This window comes from Magnetococcales bacterium, assembly GCA_015231925.1.
In the GTDB taxonomy this organism is placed as follows: Bacteria; Pseudomonadota; Magnetococcia; order Magnetococcales; family JADGAQ01; genus JADGAQ01.
Genome location: JADGAQ010000081.1, coordinates 1 through 17,619 on the forward strand (window position 1 = coordinate 1; position 17,619 = coordinate 17,619).

At 60.6% G+C, this 17,619-nt stretch carries 22 protein-coding genes and 1 rRNA gene; 14 read left to right on the forward strand and 9 right to left on the reverse strand.

Annotated elements, in window-relative coordinates; genetic code table 11:
- Window positions 1-297, reverse strand: a 297-nt coding sequence (locus tag HQL56_10345) for a hypothetical protein (GenBank protein MBF0309917.1), incomplete at its 3' end; no start/stop codon positions are given.
- Between the two features lie 264 nt (window positions 298-561).
- Between HQL56_10345 and HQL56_10350 the strand changes: the two genes are divergently transcribed.
- The 3 genes from HQL56_10350 to HQL56_10360 all read left to right on the forward strand — a co-directional run bounded on the left by HQL56_10350 (window position 562) and on the right by HQL56_10360 (window position 3,623).
- A complete protein-coding gene (locus HQL56_10350) occupies window positions 562-2,436 on the forward strand; it encodes an HD domain-containing protein (protein ID MBF0309918.1) in 1,875 nt (624 codons plus the stop codon).
- Between the two features lie 13 nt (window positions 2,437-2,449).
- Window positions 2,450-3,214 carry an exodeoxyribonuclease III gene (gene xth, locus HQL56_10355; protein ID MBF0309919.1) on the forward strand — a complete coding sequence of 255 codons (765 nt, stop codon included), beginning with the start codon at window positions 2,450-2,452 and terminating at the stop codon, window positions 3,212-3,214.
- Between the two features lie 61 nt (window positions 3,215-3,275).
- Entirely contained in the window at window positions 3,276-3,623 is a 348-nt protein-coding gene (locus HQL56_10360; protein ID MBF0309920.1) for a Crp/Fnr family transcriptional regulator, read from the forward strand.
- Here the strand turns inward: HQL56_10360 and HQL56_10365 are convergent.
- Both HQL56_10365 and HQL56_10370 read right to left on the reverse strand, forming a co-directional pair.
- Window positions 3,541-3,873, reverse strand: coding sequence for a hypothetical protein (locus tag HQL56_10365; GenBank protein MBF0309921.1), 333 nt, complete (start codon window positions 3,871-3,873; stop codon window positions 3,541-3,543). The genes HQL56_10360 and HQL56_10365 overlap by 83 nt on opposite strands.
- An 18-nt stretch (window positions 3,874-3,891) precedes the next feature.
- The gene (locus HQL56_10370; protein ID MBF0309922.1) at window positions 3,892-4,452 is read right to left on the reverse strand and encodes a CoA pyrophosphatase; all 561 of its coding nucleotides are present in this window, start codon (window positions 4,450-4,452) and stop codon (window positions 3,892-3,894) included.
- 29 nt (window positions 4,453-4,481) lie between these two features.
- On the opposite strand from HQL56_10370, the gene HQL56_10375 reads away from it, so the two are divergent.
- Window positions 4,482-4,724 carry a CDGSH iron-sulfur domain-containing protein gene (locus HQL56_10375; protein MBF0309923.1) on the forward strand — a complete coding sequence of 81 codons (243 nt, stop codon included), beginning with the start codon at window positions 4,482-4,484 and terminating at the stop codon, window positions 4,722-4,724.
- 7 nt (window positions 4,725-4,731) lie between these two features.
- Here the strand turns inward: HQL56_10375 and HQL56_10380 are convergent, their stop codons facing one another.
- Window positions 4,732-5,634 carry a lytic transglycosylase domain-containing protein gene (locus HQL56_10380; GenBank protein MBF0309924.1) on the reverse strand — a complete coding sequence of 301 codons (903 nt, stop codon included), beginning with the start codon at window positions 5,632-5,634 and terminating at the stop codon, window positions 4,732-4,734.
- Window positions 5,516-6,247: a peptidoglycan editing factor PgeF gene (gene pgeF, locus HQL56_10385; GenBank protein MBF0309925.1), complete on the reverse strand. Its 732-nt coding sequence runs from the start codon at window positions 6,245-6,247 to the stop codon at window positions 5,516-5,518. Before pgeF ends, HQL56_10380 begins: the two co-directional genes overlap by 119 nt.
- A gap of 289 nt (window positions 6,248-6,536) precedes the next feature.
- Between pgeF and rpsF the strand changes: the two genes are divergently transcribed.
- The 6 genes from rpsF (at window position 6,537) to HQL56_10415 (ending at window position 9,482) form a co-directional block, all read left to right on the forward strand.
- On the forward strand, window positions 6,537-6,935 hold the full coding sequence (gene rpsF, locus HQL56_10390) for a 30S ribosomal protein S6 (GenBank protein MBF0309926.1): 399 nt from the start codon (window positions 6,537-6,539) through the stop codon (window positions 6,933-6,935).
- Between the two features lie 3 nt (window positions 6,936-6,938).
- The gene (locus HQL56_10395; protein ID MBF0309927.1) at window positions 6,939-7,349 is read left to right on the forward strand and encodes a single-stranded DNA-binding protein; all 411 of its coding nucleotides are present in this window, start codon (window positions 6,939-6,941) and stop codon (window positions 7,347-7,349) included.
- A 79-nt stretch (window positions 7,350-7,428) separates the two neighbouring features.
- Window positions 7,429-7,749: a 30S ribosomal protein S18 gene (locus HQL56_10400; GenBank protein ID MBF0309928.1), complete on the forward strand. Its 321-nt coding sequence runs from the start codon at window positions 7,429-7,431 to the stop codon at window positions 7,747-7,749.
- A 58-nt stretch (window positions 7,750-7,807) separates the two neighbouring features.
- Complete coding sequence (locus HQL56_10405; GenBank protein ID MBF0309929.1) at window positions 7,808-8,773, forward strand: DUF2232 domain-containing protein; 966 nt, start codon at window positions 7,808-7,810, stop codon at window positions 8,771-8,773.
- Between the two features lie 6 nt (window positions 8,774-8,779).
- Window positions 8,780-9,229 carry a 50S ribosomal protein L9 gene (locus HQL56_10410; protein ID MBF0309930.1) on the forward strand — a complete coding sequence of 150 codons (450 nt, stop codon included), beginning with the start codon at window positions 8,780-8,782 and terminating at the stop codon, window positions 9,227-9,229.
- A gap of 25 nt (window positions 9,230-9,254) precedes the next feature.
- Complete coding sequence (locus HQL56_10415) at window positions 9,255-9,482, forward strand: zinc ribbon domain-containing protein (protein MBF0309931.1); 228 nt, start codon at window positions 9,255-9,257, stop codon at window positions 9,480-9,482.
- A gap of 225 nt (window positions 9,483-9,707) precedes the next feature.
- On the opposite strand, the gene HQL56_10420 is transcribed toward HQL56_10415, so the two are convergent.
- Window positions 9,708-10,805 carry an LptF/LptG family permease gene (locus HQL56_10420; protein ID MBF0309932.1) on the reverse strand — a complete coding sequence of 366 codons (1,098 nt, stop codon included), beginning with the start codon at window positions 10,803-10,805 and terminating at the stop codon, window positions 9,708-9,710.
- A gap of 1 nt (window position 10,806) precedes the next feature.
- Window positions 10,807-11,973, reverse strand: a complete 1,167-nt coding sequence (gene lptF / locus HQL56_10425; protein MBF0309933.1) for an LPS export ABC transporter permease LptF — start codon at window positions 11,971-11,973, stop codon at window positions 10,807-10,809.
- A 184-nt stretch (window positions 11,974-12,157) separates the two neighbouring features.
- On the opposite strand from lptF, the gene HQL56_10430 reads away from it, so the two are divergent.
- Together HQL56_10430 and HQL56_10435 are read left to right on the forward strand one after the other, a co-directional pair.
- Entirely contained in the window at window positions 12,158-13,681 is a 1,524-nt protein-coding gene (locus HQL56_10430) for a leucyl aminopeptidase (GenBank protein MBF0309934.1), read from the forward strand.
- Window positions 13,678-14,154, forward strand: coding sequence for a DNA polymerase III subunit chi (locus HQL56_10435; protein MBF0309935.1), 477 nt, complete (start codon window positions 13,678-13,680; stop codon window positions 14,152-14,154). The genes HQL56_10430 and HQL56_10435 overlap by 4 nt, the downstream gene beginning before the upstream one ends.
- A 261-nt stretch (window positions 14,155-14,415) precedes the next feature.
- On the opposite strand, the gene HQL56_10440 is transcribed toward HQL56_10435, so the two are convergent.
- Both HQL56_10440 and ispD read right to left on the reverse strand, forming a co-directional pair.
- Window positions 14,416-14,889: a 2-C-methyl-D-erythritol 2,4-cyclodiphosphate synthase gene (locus HQL56_10440; GenBank protein ID MBF0309936.1), complete on the reverse strand. Its 474-nt coding sequence runs from the start codon at window positions 14,887-14,889 to the stop codon at window positions 14,416-14,418.
- 5 nt (window positions 14,890-14,894) lie between these two features.
- Window positions 14,895-15,647 (reverse strand): 2-C-methyl-D-erythritol 4-phosphate cytidylyltransferase, encoded by a 753-nt coding sequence (ispD, locus tag HQL56_10445; protein MBF0309937.1) that lies wholly within the window; start codon window positions 15,645-15,647, stop codon window positions 14,895-14,897.
- A gap of 132 nt (window positions 15,648-15,779) precedes the next feature.
- Between ispD and ccsA the strand changes: the two genes are divergently transcribed.
- Window positions 15,780-16,598, forward strand: coding sequence for a cytochrome c biogenesis protein CcsA (gene ccsA / locus HQL56_10450; GenBank protein MBF0309938.1), 819 nt, complete (start codon window positions 15,780-15,782; stop codon window positions 16,596-16,598).
- Between the two features lie 263 nt (window positions 16,599-16,861).
- A 16S ribosomal RNA gene (locus HQL56_10455) occupies window positions 16,862-17,619 on the forward strand; the annotation flags it as partial.

Genomic DNA, 17,619 nt, shown 5'->3' on the forward strand with positions numbered 1-17,619 from the left:
CGGGGCGGGAGGGGGGGCCTCCTCCTCCGGCTGGAAGGCCTGAAGCTTTTCCGCTTTGGCTACGGGCGTCGGAGCGGCGACCGGTTTGGGATCGATGACGCGGGGCGGAGGTGGCGTCGGATCTTTTTCCATGCGGAACAGCGCCGACGGTCCGGGCAGGATGTTGGCCACCAGGTGTTGCAGAAAATCGCTTTCCGGCAAGACCCGTGTCCACAGGAAGAAAAATCCCACCCCGATGAGAATTCCGATCAGGTAGGGAAAAAAGGTTTGGCCGATGTATCGGAAAAATCGCATCATGGGAATCGTTCCTGCCAGAAGGTGGCAACCGGACGGTTTCTCGGGACACTGGGTGATACGGGTATGTTGCCGATCATGGGCACTATGTATAGCTTGTTTGTGTCCCGAAAAGAAGAACTGAAATGATTCTTGAGGAAAGAGACGGGCAAAATTCCGCAAAACCGCTCTTTGGTGGCAAGGGGAGGGAAAATCTCCCTTCCCCACGGGGTGCAAGGGTTCGATAATCGCTTGAGAAGGCGGGGGCAGTTTTTTCGGGATGGTCAGATGAACCTAGAGGAAAAAATCCATCAGCTTTTCAACAGCTGTGAAGTCCATTTTTGCCGCGAGGAGATGGCAAGGGTGCGCCACGCCCTGGATCTGGCGAGCGTTTATCACGAAGGCCAGGTTCGCAAGCTGGACGGATCGCCTTACTTGAACCATCCCGTGGAGGTGGCGCAAAGCTGCATCGACTGGGGCTTGACCGATTCCACCGCCATCTGCGCCGCGCTGTTGCACGACGCATTGGAGGACGCCCCGGAAGATGCCAACCCCCTCGGGGAGATCGGCCGGCTCTCCAGGGATGTATTGGAACTGGTTCAGGCCCTGACCAAGATCCGGCATCTGCAGACCGGCGGCGGTGACCTGCCCGCCACCTACCGGCGCATTCTGGGTGCGGCAGCCCGGGATTTGCGGGTGTTGATCATCAAGGCCATGGATATCTACCACAACTCCGCCACGCTGGAGGTTCACGGCGCGGCCAAGGCCAAGGTCAAGGCCAGCCTGGGACTGATTTACGTCGGCATGGCCCGACGCCTGGGTATCATGCAGTTCGCCGACGTTCTCATCGAGCGGCTGTTGCCCCATCTGATGCCGGTGCAGCATCGCAAGATCAAGGAGGCGCTGAACCAGTTCCAACGTCAGGGCGCCAGCAGCATGGAGCGGCTGGACCGGCGTTTCGAGGAACTGATCGGCAGCAGCATGGCGGTGAGGCATGTCGTGGAGCCGAAGAGCCTCGGCGATTTCTTCGTGTTGACCGAAAGACCCGGAACGGGCCATCTGCAACGCATCGGCTGGCCGGTCTTCCGTTTGAAGGTGCTGGTCAAGGATCGGGATGACGCTTTCCAGGTTCTGGGGCGCGTGCATCAATTCTTCGAACCGTTGCCCCGCCATATCCGGGACTATTTGAACGCCCCGCGCATCAACGGCTTCCGGGCCTTGACCTCCCGCATTCTCTGGGAGGGGCACGCAGTCAACGTGTTGATCGTGCTGGAGGAGGACGACGAGGCCAACAGCCTGGGCATCCTGGCGGAATGGGGGGTGAGCGGCCCCGACCCCAGCCGTTACATGCGCCTGCTGGCCACTCTGGGGGACAGCGATCTGCGCATGTCGGAGGTCCACTCCCATGTGTTGCCCGATTTGCTGGATATCTATACCCCCAGAGGGGACCGGCTGACCTTTCCTCAGGGATCGGTAGTGGTCGATTTCGCTTATCTGGTCCATACCGAATTGGGCGAACACTGCATCGGGGCCAAGATCAACGGCGTGCGCTCCCTGCCGGAGGATCCCCTGGAAGATGGGGACGTGGTGCAGATTCTGACCTCTCCGGAGGCCCATCCGCAACGCTCCTGGCTGGAGGTGGTCAAGACGGCCAGAGCCAAGACCCTGATCAAACAATCCCTGAAAAATCACGTCGTTCATATCAAGGGCATGCGACACCATTCCAACGGGGGATTCACCATCACCGATCTGTGTGGCGTGGACTATGTCTGGGCGACCTGCTGCGTGGCCGTACCCTCCGACACCATTGTGGGGCGCATGTCGGAGGATGGCCACTGGATCGTGCATCGGGCCGACTGCGACAAGGCCCAGGGGGCTCAATGGGAGAAGGGCGATTGGGAGTGCCTCGACGAACCGGGAGTGCGCATCAGCGTGACGCTGGCGGTGGCCCATCGTACCGGCTCCCTGTTGCAGGTGCTGGAGTTGCTGGCCCAGCGGGGCATCAACGGTCAGACCATCCAGAGCAAGGGACGCCTCGGTGATTCGTTCCTGATCGAACTCGATTTGGGCGGTCAGGATCCGGTCTCCCTGGGTCGGATATTCAAGGAGATGGTGCAGGTTCCCGCGGTTCAGGAGGTGCGACGCTATGCCTGGATGCGCTGAATCCGGCTTTCCCCTGCGTATCGCCACCTGGAACGTCAACTCCCTGAACGTGCGTCTGGAGCCGTTGCTCGCCTGGTTGCGCGACGACCCGGTGGATGTGATCTGCCTGCAGGAGACTAAGTTGCCGGACGAGCGCTTTCCGGCGGAGGCGCTGGCGGCGGCGGGCTACCGGGTCTGGTTTGCCGGGCAGAAGACCTACAACGGTGTGGCCATTCTCAGCCGCCGGGAGGGCCGGGGGGCGATACGTCGGATACCGGGCTGGGCGGATGAGCAGCAGCGCTTTCTTTCGGTGGAGATCGACGGTATTCGCGTGCTGTGTGTCTACGTGCCCAACGGCGCCGAGGTGGGAGGGGAAAAGTACGCCTACAAGCTCTCCTGGCTGAAGGCGTTGACGGCCCATGTGGAGACGCTGTTGGCCGAGGGTGGACCGGTTATCGTGGCGGGGGATTTCAACATCGCCCCGGAAGATCGGGATTGTTACGACCCGGCGGCCTGGGCGGGTCAGATCCTGGTTTCGGAAGCGGAGAGGGCGGCCTTCCGGGCGCTGTTGCAGGGGCCGTTGGTGGACGGGTTGCGTCAGGTGGATCCCCGGCAGGGGGTTTACACCTGGTGGGATTATCGCGCCGGGGCCTTTCCGCGCAATCACGGGTTGCGCATCGATCATCTGCTGCTTTCGACGGATTTGGCGCGTCGTCTGCGCCGGGGTGAGGTGTTGCGGGGCCTGCGCGGCATGGAGCGTCCTTCCGATCACGCTCCGGTGCTTCTCGAACTCGCTTGATTCCACCTGCTCAAGACAAGGGGAAACCATGGATCAGGATCAGGGTGGACGGGCCAGGCTGCTGGAAGCGTGGCGAGGGCTTTCCCCGGAGGATCAACGGGCGGTGTGCCTGTTTGCGGAGTTTCTTCGGTCCAAAGGCCAGCGGGCGGAGCCCCGGAGCGTGCCCCGGGAACCGCTTTCCATTCCGGCACCGGCGGGAGAGAGCGCCGTGGCGGCGCTGAAACGCCTCAAGGCCACCTACCCGATGATCGAGGCCGACACGGGCCTTCTGGAGGAGGCCTCGCGGCTTTTGATGGACAAGGTATTGGGCAAGCCCGACAAGGAGGTCATTTCGGGGATGGAGGCCCTTTTCCAGCGGCGCTATCGGGCTTGGCTGGAGGCGGAGCGTACTCGAAGCGCCCCTGAATGAGACGGTCGCCTTCCATGTGGGGCGGTTCGTAACGGGTGGGCAGGGGGGCGCGGGTCTCCATCAGGTGTTCGGTGGCCAGAGCCAGCAGGAGCAGGGCCAGGGTGGCCAGGATCAGGGATGGCACCCGGCGGGAAAAGGCCGAGGGTGCCGTTTCGAGGTGAGGATGCCACAGGGACCAGAGCATGCGCGCCCCGTACCATAGCGCCAGGATGGCCAACAGACCGAGAAGCAGGTAAATGAAAGTGCGCATTGGGGATGAAATCCTCCGCTATGGCGCGTGCAACAGAACGATCACACGTTGAATAATGGCAGCCGTGGCTCCCCATATCCAGTATTTCCGATAGGTAAAGGCCGGTTGGGGCGAGAAAGAGGGATTATGGCGGAAAAAGGCCCAGGGAATGGAGACCCAGGAGGCCACTTCCCGCGGATCGGGAGCGAAGCGGGGGAGATCGGCCATGGCGGCCACGAAGGGGTGAACCAGAAAACCGGTACTGGTGGTGGGTTGGGGCGGCAGCGCTCCCAGAATGGAAAAACCCTGCAGGGAGCAGCCCAGTTCCTCGCGGGTTTCCCGAAGAGCGGTGATGAGCAGGCTGGCATCCCCCGGTTCCCGGCGGCCTCCCGGAAAGGCCATCTGGCCCTTGTGGGTGGAGACGATCCGGGAGCGTTCGATCAGAATGAGATGGGGACGACCGTCCGGCCAGTGGAAGGGCAGCAGCACGGCGGCGGGGGAGAGGGTGGAACTGGTTTCCGGAACGGGTCGTCGCGGACGGGAGAGGCGGGCCGCGATTTGGCCGGGGTCGGGAAAGTCGTCATCCATGGAGAGGGACATAACGACCTCGGAGGAAAGGACTGGCAACGATGTGGGGTCTCCATCCGGTGTTGGTGGAATTGCCGGCGGGTCGGCACAAACTCTGTTTATGCGGCGACAGCGACTCCTTTCCGGCATGTGACGACAGCCGACGCGGGGTTTGCAGCCGGGCGGTGACGGTGGATCTGCCGGAGGATGGCCGACTGCTGCTTTGCGCATGTGGCAAAAGCAGCAGAGGGCATCTCTGTGATGGCAGTCACGGCTACTCCCGAAAAGTTCCCCACGGGCGATAATGGGGTTTCATCGGGAAAGACGCAAGATCGGAATGGAGGAAGCGGTGGAGTAGGAGGAGATGGCGTGGAGCGGCACGCTGTCGCGTACCGGCATGACCATCTCGTCGCCGAGAGCGGCCAATTTGACCTGCCGCACGGGTTGGGCGGAAGCGGAATCCGGGGTTCGGGCCGAGGCGCGGCGCACGGTGATGTGCATGTTGGTCGGGGCTTTCAGGTTTTCCGCGGCCCGACTGACCAGGATGATGCGACCGTCGGAGGAGCGGAAACGGCGCACCATTTCGAAGGCGGCAGGGGGTGGCGTGCGGTGTTTGCCGTCGAGGCGCACGGCCTGATAGTATTCCATAACCTTCTTGACATAACGCCGGGTTTCCGGATAGGGGGGCACCCCCTTGTATTTCAGCACGGCGCCGGGTCCGGCATTGTAGCCGGCCAGGGCCAGACCGAGATTGTTGAACTGGTCGAGCATCTTGCGAAGGTATTTTGCCCCGCCGCGCAGGTTCTGCTCGGGATGAAAGGGGTTGCGCACGCCCATGTCGTGGGCGGTGCCGGGCATGAGCTGAGTGAGACCCGCCGCGCCCTTGGGGGAGACGGAGAGGGGATCGAAGCTCGACTCCACGGCGACCACCGCTTCCAGCAGAGCGGGATCGACCTGCTCTTCCCGGGCCACCTGTTGGATCATGGGCAGCCAGGAGGGGGTTTTGGCCTCGGCCCACCCGGCCAGGAGCAGACCCAGACAGAAGAGCAGGTGGCCGCCGAAGCGGCGTGAAAAGCCCGACCTTCCCTTCGACACCTCATCCGGGAAGCCGCCCGATGGCCGAGAGCTGACGGCCACAGGTGGGCAATCCGTTCCGGGTGGCGTGGCGGTGGCTGAAGAAGAGGTGATTCTCGGTGTAAGTGCAGTGGCCCACATCGTACAAGCAATCCTCCGCCAGCCCTGCCCGCAGAAGTCGCAGGCGCAACAGACCCGGCAAATCGAAGCGGTAACGATCGGAATCCGTTTCGGGCGCGAAGAATTGGCCGAAGGCGGTATCCGTTGCCAGAAAGCGGGCATGCACGTCGCCACCGACTTGAAAGGCGGACTGGCGGATGCAGGGGCCTATGAGGGCCCGGATATCGTATGGCCGGGCACCCATCGTGGTCATGGAATGCAAGCAGGATTCCAAAACCCCGTCGAGGGCGCCGCGCCATCCGGCATGGGCGGCGCCGATCACTCCGGAGCGGGGATCGGCCAGCAGCACGGGGGCGCAATCGGCGGTCAGAACGGCCAGCAGCAGACCGGGTCGATCGGTGACCTGGGCATCGGCCACGGGAGGGGAGGAGGGGGCCTCTTCCCCGCTGAAAACCGTGGCGACGCCGTGGACCTGCTCCAGAAAGCGCAACGCCTCCAGGGGCCGTCCCAGGCGGGTTGCCAGCCGTTTGCGGTTCTCCAGGACACGGTCGGAATCGTCCGCCACATGGCCGGCCAGGTTGAGGGAGGCGAAGGGGCCCGAACTCACGCCGCCCCCCCGGGTGGTACAGACCATTTCGATGGTATCGACCCCCGGAAAAGTGGGCTGCAGGAGAAGGAGTTTTCCTTGATTGTCGGGGGAAGTTGGGATAGAGTTCACCGTTTTTTCACTCCTTGCTCCGGAAACGATACGGGTAACAAACGAAAAAGAGGCCCTTCTCAAGAGGGAAAAATCTGCCGATTGGTGCAGCATCTGCCGGATCGGGCAGCATGACCGGCTTGAGGGTGGATACGGAAAGACTTTTTCGGGAAAAACCGATCTCCGGGGCTTGTGCGGCAACGCATCGAACCGAAGGGAAGAGGATATGGCTTTCTACGAATCAATCTACATCATTCGACCCGATCTGACCACCGAGCAGATCGAACAGGTCAACCGCCGCGTCACCGATCACATCGCCGCGCTGGGCGGCAAGGTGCTGCGCACGGAACTGTGGGGCCGTCGGCAACTGGCCTACATCGTCCGCAAGAACAGCAACGGCTTCTATGTTTTCCACTCCGTCGAAGGGGCGGGCAACATGGTGCGGGAGTTGGAAGCCCGGCTGGCCATCGACGAAGATATCCTCAAGTATCTGAACGTCCGGGTGGAGAAGGCCAACAGCAACCCGACCCCCCTGGGACGTCCCGAAGAGAAGCGGGAAGGCTCTCCCCGCCTTGAAGAAGGCGAAGTCTTCGAAGGCGAGGACATGGCCGAAGAGGAAGAGTAGGGAGTGCCTGCGCCCACCTCACCCCCGGAAACGAGCAATCGGGTGGTGTTGGCCGGACTTCTGGTGGACCGCCCCGTCGAACGTGTCACACCCTCGGGGCGCCTGGTGGTGGAATTCGAGTTGGAACACCACTCCGCCGTCCGGGATCTGGCCCCTCTGGAACGGGTGGCCTTGCGGATCGGGGTGGTGGCGCTGGATCAGGTGGCTTCGACGTGCCGTACACTGGCAGCGGGCAGTGCCGTCGAGGTGGAAGGCGTACTCAACCAGAAACTGTGGAGCCGGGATGGACGGGAACGTCGCGGGCGGGTCGAAATGGTGGCTCGCAACATTCGCATCGATGTTTCCTCATCCCCGCTCAATCTTGATAACACGCCCGAAGACGGGCATTCGCGAATTGAGGTGATCAATGGGTGATCATGGTGGCAGTCGGGATCGGGATGGTGGTTTCTTCCGCGAAGATGGTCGCGGCGGCGGTGGTGGCGGCGGTGGACGCATGGGTGGCCCCGGTGGTCGTCCCGGTGGAACCGGCGGTCCGGGCGGTCGTCCCCGTCCCGGTGGGGCGGATGCCGCAGGAGCCGCTGCCGGTGGCAGCCGTCGGCCCTTCTTCCGTCGTCGCAAGGTCTGTCTGTTCTGCGCCGACAAGACCCAGTTGATCGACTACAAGGATCCCAAACTGCTCTCCCGTTTCATCACGGAGCGCGGCAAGATGGTTCCCAGCCGTATCACCGGTGTCTGCGCTCCGCATCAGCGCGCCTTGGCACGGGCCATCAAACGGGCTCGCAATATCGCCCTGCTGCCATTTTTGGTGAAATGAGCCGGTCGATTCGTAAGACCTCGTCGGGGAAGGGGCATTCCACCTTCCGGGGAGTTCCATGAACCCTCCCTGGTGGAAGGAGATTGGCAGACATCCCGTTGCCGCGGGTTTTCTGGGGTTGGCTTTTCTGTTGCTCTCAACCCGGATGCCGCTGCTGATGCCGTTGCAGTTTTTCCTGCCCCTGCCGTTTCTTCTGGCAGGGGGCAGGCACGAGCTGCGTCGTGCCGTTTGGGCTCTGCTGCCTTTCGGGGTGGGAGCCTCTCTCCTGGACGGCAACCTCCTCTATCCGGCGATCATGTCGGTGATGTTCGCGGCAGTGCCGCTGGCTTTTGGTATTTCCCTGCGCAACGGTTGGCCAGTCACTCTGGGTTGGTCCCTCCTCTTCGCCGGGGGCGGCGTGCTGCTGCTGGGGATCATTCTGGGGAGCATGCTTTTCGGCCTGGACCTGCAGGCAGCGTTGCAGGCTTCCATGGAACCCGTAAGGGATCACCTGCTGGCCGACATGCAGGAAAAAGCCCAGGCCGAAGCCTTGCTTCTGGCTCAGACCCGGGCCTTTCTGGACCAGATGATCGAGACCCTCTCCTGGGTCTTCCCGTCCGCTTTTCTCTCCACCTGGTTTCTCATCCAGTCGGGGAATTTGTGGATGGCCCGGAACGTGCTGGAACGCACGGGGCAAGATGTACCCAAGGGGGAAGGTTTGTCCGATTTTCGGGTGCCCTTCTTCCTGGTGTGGGCGGTGATCGCCTTTGGTGTCCTGGCCATGGTCACCCAAGGCAGTGGGCGTTTTTTGGGTGTCAACATGCTGCTGTTTCTGACCATGCCCTATTTTTTCCAGGGTTTGGCCATCATTCAGAGCTTGTTTCTGCGCTACACGTTGCACCCCTTTTTGCGGGGCCTGTTTTACGCCTTGCTGATCGTCCGACTGGAACTGAATCTGATTCTGATCCTGTTGGGCTTGTTCGATACATGGCTGGATGTGAGAAAATATTTCAATCGCGCCGATGCAGACCCTCCTGGGAGGTAGCTTTCGATGGATGTTATCCTGTTGGAAAAAATCAGCAAACTCGGTGAACTTGGCTCCGTGGTCAAGGTTCGCGGAGGCTATGGACGCAACTTTCTGATCCCTCAGAAGAAGGCCCTGCCCGCCACGGCGGCAAACAAGGCCCGATTCGAGCAGGAAAAGGCCGACTTCGAGCAGAAGCAGGCGGAAGTGCGCGCTCGCGCCGAAGCTCTGGCCGCTCGTCTCACCGGTTTGGAGGTGGTGCTGGATCGCCCCGCCGGATCCGGTGAAAAGCTCTTCGGAGCCGTGACCAACGCCGACATCGCCGAATTCTTCAAGGGGAAGGGCGTGGAGGTGGAGCGCAAGGTCATCGAAGTGGCCGCCCCGATCAAGACTCTGGGTGAGCATATCGTGCGCCTGCGCCTGCACCCCGATGTGGTGCCGGAACTGGTGGTGCGGGTCGAACGCAGCGTCAAATAAGGCGTTGATTCAAGGAGAATGGACCATGCCGACTTATGATTATAAGTGCAACTCGTGTAATCATCCGTTCGAGCACGCCCATGGCATGAACGAGAAGGTGGAACTCCATTGTCCCGCATGCGGTGGTGCCAATGTTCGCAAGGTCTTTTCCACGGGGGGGCTCGTGGGGGCCAACTCGGGCAAGGGCTCGCCTCCGCCTCCTTCTCCGTGTGGAGGGGGTGGGTGCGGTGGGGGGATGTGTGGGCTTAACTGAAGCAAGGCGGGCCGGGACAGCGATGTCCCGGCCCGTTTTTTTTGCATCCGTTGACTTTTACTATTTAATCTTTTAAGTATCAAAAGAAGAAAATGTTTTGACTTGTTTTTTTGTTTACTATCTTTTTATTCAAATAATTGTTTTTTCCAGAAAAGTCAACAGACAGAACATTTTCTTTTTTTAATACTTAAAAGATAAAATATTAAAAGGCACGGGTCTGTCTCCTCATCCCGCCTTGCACTCCTCCTCCAGATGTAGCAACAAAAACATCCCCACACTGAAAAAAAAGATCACCGGCACGAAAACCGCCACCCCAGCCGGCAAAATACTGCCCATCCCCAAAGCCGTGGTCAGGTCAACCACAATGAACATGGCGAAACCCACCACCAACCCCAAAAGCAGGGACCGGGTGGCCCCTCCCAACCGTTGCAGTCGCAAGGCGAAGGGAAAAGCCAGAATAATGGCCGACAAGGTGGTCAGCGGATCGGCGAGGCGTCGCAGAAAAAAGACCTGAAAGGCCTTGGCGTCATAGCCTTCCCGGGAGAGCCGGTTGGCTTGATGCCGCAATGCCATCAGTGAGAGCATCTCGGGTTGGGGAATGGACCGATCGAACTGCTCCGTGGCCAGTTGAATGGGCCAGGGTCTCGATTCGAAACGATTGGCTGCTCCGGCGTCCCCGTTGGTATAGACAATCCCGTCGTAAAGTACCCAGCCCTCTTTTTCCCGCTTGGCGTGTTTGGCATCCACCCGGGTGAGCAGACGCAGCCCCTCGTCGAATTGAAAAATGGTGACATCCCACATGGCCCCGTGTTCCGGGGAGGTGCCTTGGGCATGAACGATCTGTTGCCCATCCCGGATCCACAAGGCGGTGGTATCGGAGCCGGTCAAGGTGGAAGCCGGGGTGGAGTGGGTGATGCGATTGACCACGTCCTGCATCAGACGATTGCCGAGGGGCACCACCTGATCCTGAAGCAGGAACTGGACGGAGGAGATGCTCAAACCCGCCAGCAGAAACGGCACCAGGATACGATAAATCGAAAGTCCCCCCGCTCGCATGGCGGTGATTTCATTCTGCCGGGAGAGCAGCGTCAAGGTGGTCAGCGTGGCCAGCAGAGTCAGGGGAGCCAGAATGTGTACCAGAAAAGCGGGCAGACGCAACGCCAGCAGAAAGAGGATATCGCTCCAGCCGGCTGAACCCTCCTTGGCGTAACGGCGCACCAGTTCAGCACCGTCCAGCAGCAGGAAGAGTCCGCCGGAAATCAGCAGAATGCGCAGGAAATTGACCAGGAAACGGGAAAACAGATAGCGCAGCAGTACCGGCATGTCAGACGGTTCCTCCATCCGAACGGGCGGGACGGGCGAAGGTGGCGGGCAGAAAATCGAGCAGTTGCCCCAGCAGAACCAGGGCGGCCACCGGTTTGTCACGGGCGCTTTGACGAAACAGATAGAGAGTGAGTCCGGCCATGAGGCCGTTCGGCAGCCAGAAACCAATGGGAGGCGTGATCAGAGCCCGTTTGGCCAAAGTCTCTCCCAGGGTCAGAAGCAGGAAATGGGCGACCAGGATGAGAAGAGAAGCCAGAAAGCCGAAACCACGACCACCGCGTTGGGAGGTTTGCAGACTCATGGGTATGGCCAGGAAACCCAGAATCAGGGTGGCCGCCGGGAAGGCTATGCGACGATGCCACTCCATGCGCGCTTCCAGGGCCCGGTGGGGATTGTTCATGGCCTCTTCGAGGGCTGCGGCGCTCAGTTCCTGAAAACTGGTCTGACGCGAGGTGGTCAGACCACCCGGAGAGAGGTCGAGATCCAGGGTGAAACTTTGGAACCCCATCTGGCGCAGTCCGGAAGAGGTGACCTGCTGCCGAATGCCCTCTTCCAGAAAGAAACTGGAGTTGCCGTCCGGCAACGTTACCATCCGTCCCTGGGCGGCGACCAGAGTGACCGGCATGCGGGCGTTGCGCTCGTCGTGAATGATCAACCCCTTGAATCGACGTGTTTTGGCATCCTGATCCTGGATGTAGATGGTCAGGCCGGGCAGAAGTTGCGAAAAGGATTGGGGCTTGAGGGAGAAGGTGACGGCGGAAAGGATGGCGGTTTTCAATTGAACCATGCGTCCCTGGGCGGCGGGAATCCAATACCCGTTGAGCATCCAGGAGAAGGAGGCAAAAATCAGGATCAGCAAGGCGATGGGACGGGAGATTTGAAACAGGCTGAAGCCGCAGGATTTCAGTACCACGATTTCGCTGTCCTGCACCAGTCGGCCCAGACCGATCAGGATGCCCACCAACAAGGCGATGGGCAGGCTGGCTACCAGGAACTTCGGGGTGAGATAGAGGATCAACAGCCCCAGATCAGCCACGGAAGTGCCCTTGTTGACCCAGAGATCGACCAGTCGCAGTACCTGGGGAAGCAAAATCAGACCGGTGAAAACCAGCAGCGCGAGGAGCGCCGTCTGGAAGGTTTCGCGAAAGAGATAGCGGGAAATTCGCATCGTGTCGGACCTGCGCCATGCCGATCCGGTGGAATGCCGGAGAAAAGAGGGCCGAATGCGGGGAAAAAAACAGGGGAAACCACGTCACTTGGGCTGCCCATGGCCGCAAAAATAGGGCACAATGGCTGCGACTCATCAAGGCCCCATTTAACCACATTCTTGCGGCGAGAAAAAGGCAAGCGTCATGGCGGAACGGAATTTATCGATAGGGATCCTCTCCACGAAACCCGCGACCTGGCAGGGAGAGTGCCTCGCGGTGGGCATTTTCGAGGATGCGGGGGTACAGCCCGCGCTGCTGGGTGTGGACAGCGGGTTGGCCACGGCGGTGGACACCTTGCGACAGGGGGGGTGGGGGCGGGGGCGTACCGGGGAGTTCCAGTTCGTGCCAATGCCGGTGACGGGCTTCAAGGCGGGCCGGATTCTGCTGGTCGGGTTGGGCAAAAAGGAGAAGTTGAGCGCCGAAGCCTTGCGGGGCATCGGTGGTCAGTTGGTTTCCCGTTGCGATCAGGCCGGTCTCAAGAGTGTCTGCCTGCTGCTGACCCTGGAAGCCCTGGGAGGTGTAAACCACGAAGGGGTGGTGGAGGCCCTGGCGGAAGGGGCGTTGCTGGGCAGTTATCGTTTCAGCCGCTTCAAAAGCCAGATCAAGGAGGAAGACAAACCCTCCCTGGAGCGGTTGTTCCTGGCGGTGCCGCGTGCCGGGGCCAAGGCCCAGGAAGCGCGGCTGGAGAGAACCCGCAAGATCATCGACGGGGTGGTGTTGAGTCGGGATCTGGGCAATCTGCCGCCCTGCGACCTGACCCCGGAGAGCCTGGCCAAAGAGGCGGAGGCCCTTGGCAAGCGCCACAACGTCAAGGTGACGATTCACGACGAAAAGGCCCTGCGTCGTCAGGGGATGAACGGCATCCTGGCGGTGGGGCAGGGCAGCGCCCACCCGCCCCGGTTGATCGTGCTGGAATACCGCAAGGGTGGCGAAACGCCTCCCCTGGCGGTGGTGGGCAAGGCCGTGACTTTCGATTCCGGGGGCATCTCCATCAAACCCTCGGACAAGATGGACGAGATGAAGTTCGATATGTGCGGCGGTGCCGCCGTGCTGGGGCTGTTCGAAGCGGTGGCCGCTCTCGATCTCCCGGTCAATCTGATCGGTCTGGTGCCGGCGGCGGAGAACATGCCTTCGGGAACGGCGCAACGTCCCGGTGACATTATCAAGATGGCCAGCGGGCTCTTCGTGGAGGTGATCAACACCGATGCGGAAGGGCGTCTGATCCTGGCAGACGCGCTGCACCATGCCAGCTCCTTCAAACCCGGCGCCATCGTGGACCTGGCCACCTTGACCGGTGCCATCGTGGTGGCCCTTGGAACCCATGCCGCCGGATTGATGGGCACCGACCCGGCCTTGCTGGAAGCCCTCAAGAAGGCGGGTGAGAGCAGCGGTGAGCGGTTGTGGCCAATGCCGCTCTTCGATGAGTATCAGGAGCAGATCAAATCGGGGGTGGCGGACATCAAAAATGCCGGCAACCGGGAGGGCGGGGCCATCACCGCCGGTTGTTTCCTCTCCCGATTCGTGGGGGAGGGTATTCCCTGGGCTCATCTGGATATCGCCGGTACGGCGTGGGATACGGTGGGAACCCGAGGCCATGTGCCCAAGGGAGCCGTGGGTTTCGGGGTGCGCCTGCTGGTGCGCCATCTCTTGAACGGATTGTCGGCATGAGTCGGCGGGACGAGGCCGACCTGCCGCCGCTGGTGCGCTTCTACCAGGTGGCGGGAGAGGTGGAATCCTTTCTGGCCAGGGTGGTGAGCAAGGCCTACGAGAAGGGTCTGAAGGTCTGTGTGGTGGCTCGGAGCGAGGAGCAGGCCCGGGAGTTGGATCAGTTTTTGTGGCGTTATCCGGGAGGGGATGCTTTTCTGCCCCATGAACTGTGCGGCGGCCCTCGGGCCGCCAGACAGCCGGTGTTGGTGTGCGCCGAGGCGGTGGATATCAACGGCGCCACGGTGGCGGTGATGGCCGGCGGGCAGTTGCTCGCCGAGCCGCATCGTTTTGATCGGGTGATCGATTTTACCCTCAGCGACGATCAACAGGCCTTGGCGGCCAGCCGGGAACGCTTTCGCCGTTATCGGGAGATGGGTTGCCGTATGGAGTATATCCGCCAGGAACCGGGCGGGGGATGGAGCCAGCAGGAATGATATGAAGTGACTCTCAATATGTTGACTTTTAATATTTTTATCTTTTAAATATCAAAAAAAGAAAATGTTCTGTCCTTTGAATTTTCATTTGTCCGGATCGTTCCGAACACAATTGCTTGCCCGTATTGCAATTGACTTAGGTGAATGGCTTTTACTATTTTAATCTTTATTGTTTCTTAGAAATCGCAACAACGACACAATAATCAAAGGACAGAACATTTTCTTTTTTTGATAGTTGAAAGATGAAATATTAAAAGGTGGTCATGCTTTGTGAAGGAGCGCCACGGCCATGGCCGCAACCCCTTCATTGCGTCCGGTGAAGCCCAACTTCTCCGTGGTCGTGGCCTTGATGTTGACCGCATCCACCTCCCGTTGCAAAATTCCGGCAAGGCTCTCCCGCATGCGGGGCATGTGAGGCGCCAGTCGCGGCGCCTGGCAAATCACCGTGGCATCCACATTGACGATTCCCCAACCTTTTTCGGCCAGCAGTTTCACCACATGAGCCAAGAGCAGGCGGCTGTCGATCCCTTTGTACCTGGCATCGCTGTCGGGAAAATGGTGGCCGATATCCCCCAACCCCCCCGCGCCGAGCAGGGCATCGCAGATGGCGTGGATCAGTACATCGGCGTCGGAATGGCCCAGCAATCCCTGGGAGTGGGGGATGGTGACTCCCCCCAGAACCAGGGGTCGCCCCGTTGTCCAGGCATGAACATCGAATCCCTGGCCGATACGCAGATTCATCACAAGGCCCCCTGCAGCAACAGTTCAGCCAAACCGAGATCCTGTGGATGGGTGATTTTGAGGTTCCACGGGTCTCCCGGAATACAATGTACGGGTGTTTCCATCAACTCGACCAGAGAGGCGTCGTCGGTTCCTTGAAAGTTGCATTGCCGGGCATGGGCATGTGCCTCTAGAATAAGGCCGAAGCGGAATAATTGCGGGGTTTGCACCAGGCGAATGCGGGCCCTGTCCAGCGTGCTGTGAACCACCTCGGAGCCGTCGGTCAACTTCACGGTGTCGCTGGGAGGCAGTGCCGGGATAAGGGCATCGGCCAGGGAACGCGCCGCCAGAAGGCGGTCGAGCAGGGCCAGGGAAACCAGGGGCCTGGCGGCGTCATGAATGCCAACCCAGGCCTCGGGGGGCAACTTGAGGGACTTCAACCCCTGGTAAACGGAGTCCTGCCTCTTTTTGCCCCCGAAAACCGGCGCCAGCACCTTGGGCATCGCCGCCAGATCACCGGAGAGTGTGCCGAAGTGGACATCCTCGCGGGAGATGATGGGCAGAATGGCGTTGACGGCGGGATGGTCGTGGAGGTGCTGCAAGGTGTGCAGCAGCAGCGGTTTTCCGCCCAGCGTGCAATACTGTTTGGGCAAAGGGGCTCCGAAACGCTGGCCTTTGCCGGCGGCCACGACCAGCATGACGCAGGGTTGACCGGGGTCGGAACCCTGAGCCGAAAGCGATGATTGGGTGTCGTCCGGGGAATGGGGCTCCATGGAAGGTATGCCATCGGGTTGATTGTGGAATGAGCAGGCTTCAGGATTGACCAGGGTGTCGGGAGAGTCAATGCTTGAGGATAGGCGGAGGCATTGAAAATGGCAATCGGGATCGACTGACAGGGGGATGCCGTGGAAGAGACCGTTGTGGGTGTGGCGGCGCTGGTCTACGGACTGGGCGCGGTCATCCTGGCTCTGACCCATCTTCGGGGAGAGGAGAGGGCCAGTCCGGCCATTTGGTGGCTGGTGTTGGGCGGTTTTCTGGCCCAGGGCTGGAGTTTGTGGGGAAGAGTGGTTGGCCAGCACGGTTCCTGGTCTATGGACCTGGCGGGTTCCCTGGAACTGGTGAGCTGGATGATGGGCTTGCTGTTTCTGCTGGGCTGGCGCATCCGCCGCCGGGAAACGCGGTCCGTCGGTCTGCTGTTTCTGCCGGGCATGACAGGGATGCTGCTGCTATCCCTGCTTCTGCCGGAACATGCCCCCCTGCTGGGAACCTCCATGGCGCCCATGCTGTTGGGCCATCTGGGTTTTTCCCTGGCGGCCTACGGCCTGTTCACCGTGGCGGCGGGGCTGGCCTTGATGGAGTGGATTCAGGAACGCGCCCTGAGGGAGAAGCGCTTCAGCCCCTTTTTGTCGGTCTTGCCGCCACTGGGTACCCTGGAAGCGATCATGTTCGGTATGGTGCGCTGGGGCTTCGTCCTTTTGACCATGAGTATCCTTACCGGGGCGGGGTTCAGCTACCAGCGCACGGGGGCGCTGTTTCATCTGACCCACAAGGAGGTCTTTTCCTGGGGTACCTGGCTGCTGTTTGCCGGCCTGCTGGCGGGACACCACGTCTGGGGCTGGCGAGGCCGCAGGGCTGTAGGGCTCACGTGGACCGGGTACCTCTTTCTGGCGCTGGCTTATCTGGGTGTGAAGTTCGTTTCGGAAGTGATATTGAGGAAAAATTGAGGGGGTTTGCATTTTCTTCTTGACTCCCGGGGGCGATGGGATTAGATTCCGCTTCCTCGGACGGACACAGCGTCTGACGATGACCCGGAAGCCCCGGCAACCTCCCAGAGAGGGAAGGCAGGGCGACCAACTAAAGGGTCCGGTCTTTGACAATTCAGGTGATCATGAATGTGGGAGCAGCTGTAGCGGAGGGTAACTGACGCTACTTCGAATGCTCTTGCATCAAAGCGAAAGCATGCAGAAGTGCAAAGTTTTGAGTGAAATATTCGGAGAGTTTGATCCTGGCTCAGAACGAACGCTGGCGGTACGCCTAACACATGCAAGTCGAACGGCAGCAGGCCGCAAGGCGCTGGCGAGTGGCGAACGGGTGAGTAACGCGTGGATGACCTATCCCGAGGTGGGGGACAACAGTTGGAAACGACTGCTAATACCGCATAAGTCCTAAGGGAGAAAGGCGCAAGTCGCCTTGGGAGGGGTCCGCGTCGGATTAGCTAGTTGGTGGGGTAAAGGCCTACCAAGGCGACGATCCGTAGCTGGTCTGAGAGGATGATCAGCCACACTGGGACTGAGACACGGCCCAGACTCCTACGGGAGGCAGCAGTGGGGAATATTGCGCAATGGGGGAAACCCTGACGCAGCGACGCCGCGTGGGTGAAGAAGGCCTTAGGGTTGTAAAGCCCTTTCAGTGGGAAAGATGATGACGGTACCCACAGAAGAAGCTCCGGCTAACTCCGTGCCAGCAGCCGCGGTAATACGGAGGGGGCGAGCGTTGTTCGGAATTACTGGGCGTAAAGGGCGCGTAGGCGGCTTTTCAAGTCAGGAGTGAAATGCTCGGGCTCAACCTGAGAACTGCTCTTGAAACTGGGAGGCTAGAGTCCGGCAGAGGGTGGTGGAATTCCCCGTGTAGAGGTGAAATTCGTAGATATGGGGAGGAACACCCGAGGCGAAAGCGGCCACCTGGACCGGTACTGACGCTGAGGCGCGAAAGCGTGGGGAGCAAACAGGATTAGATACCCTGGTA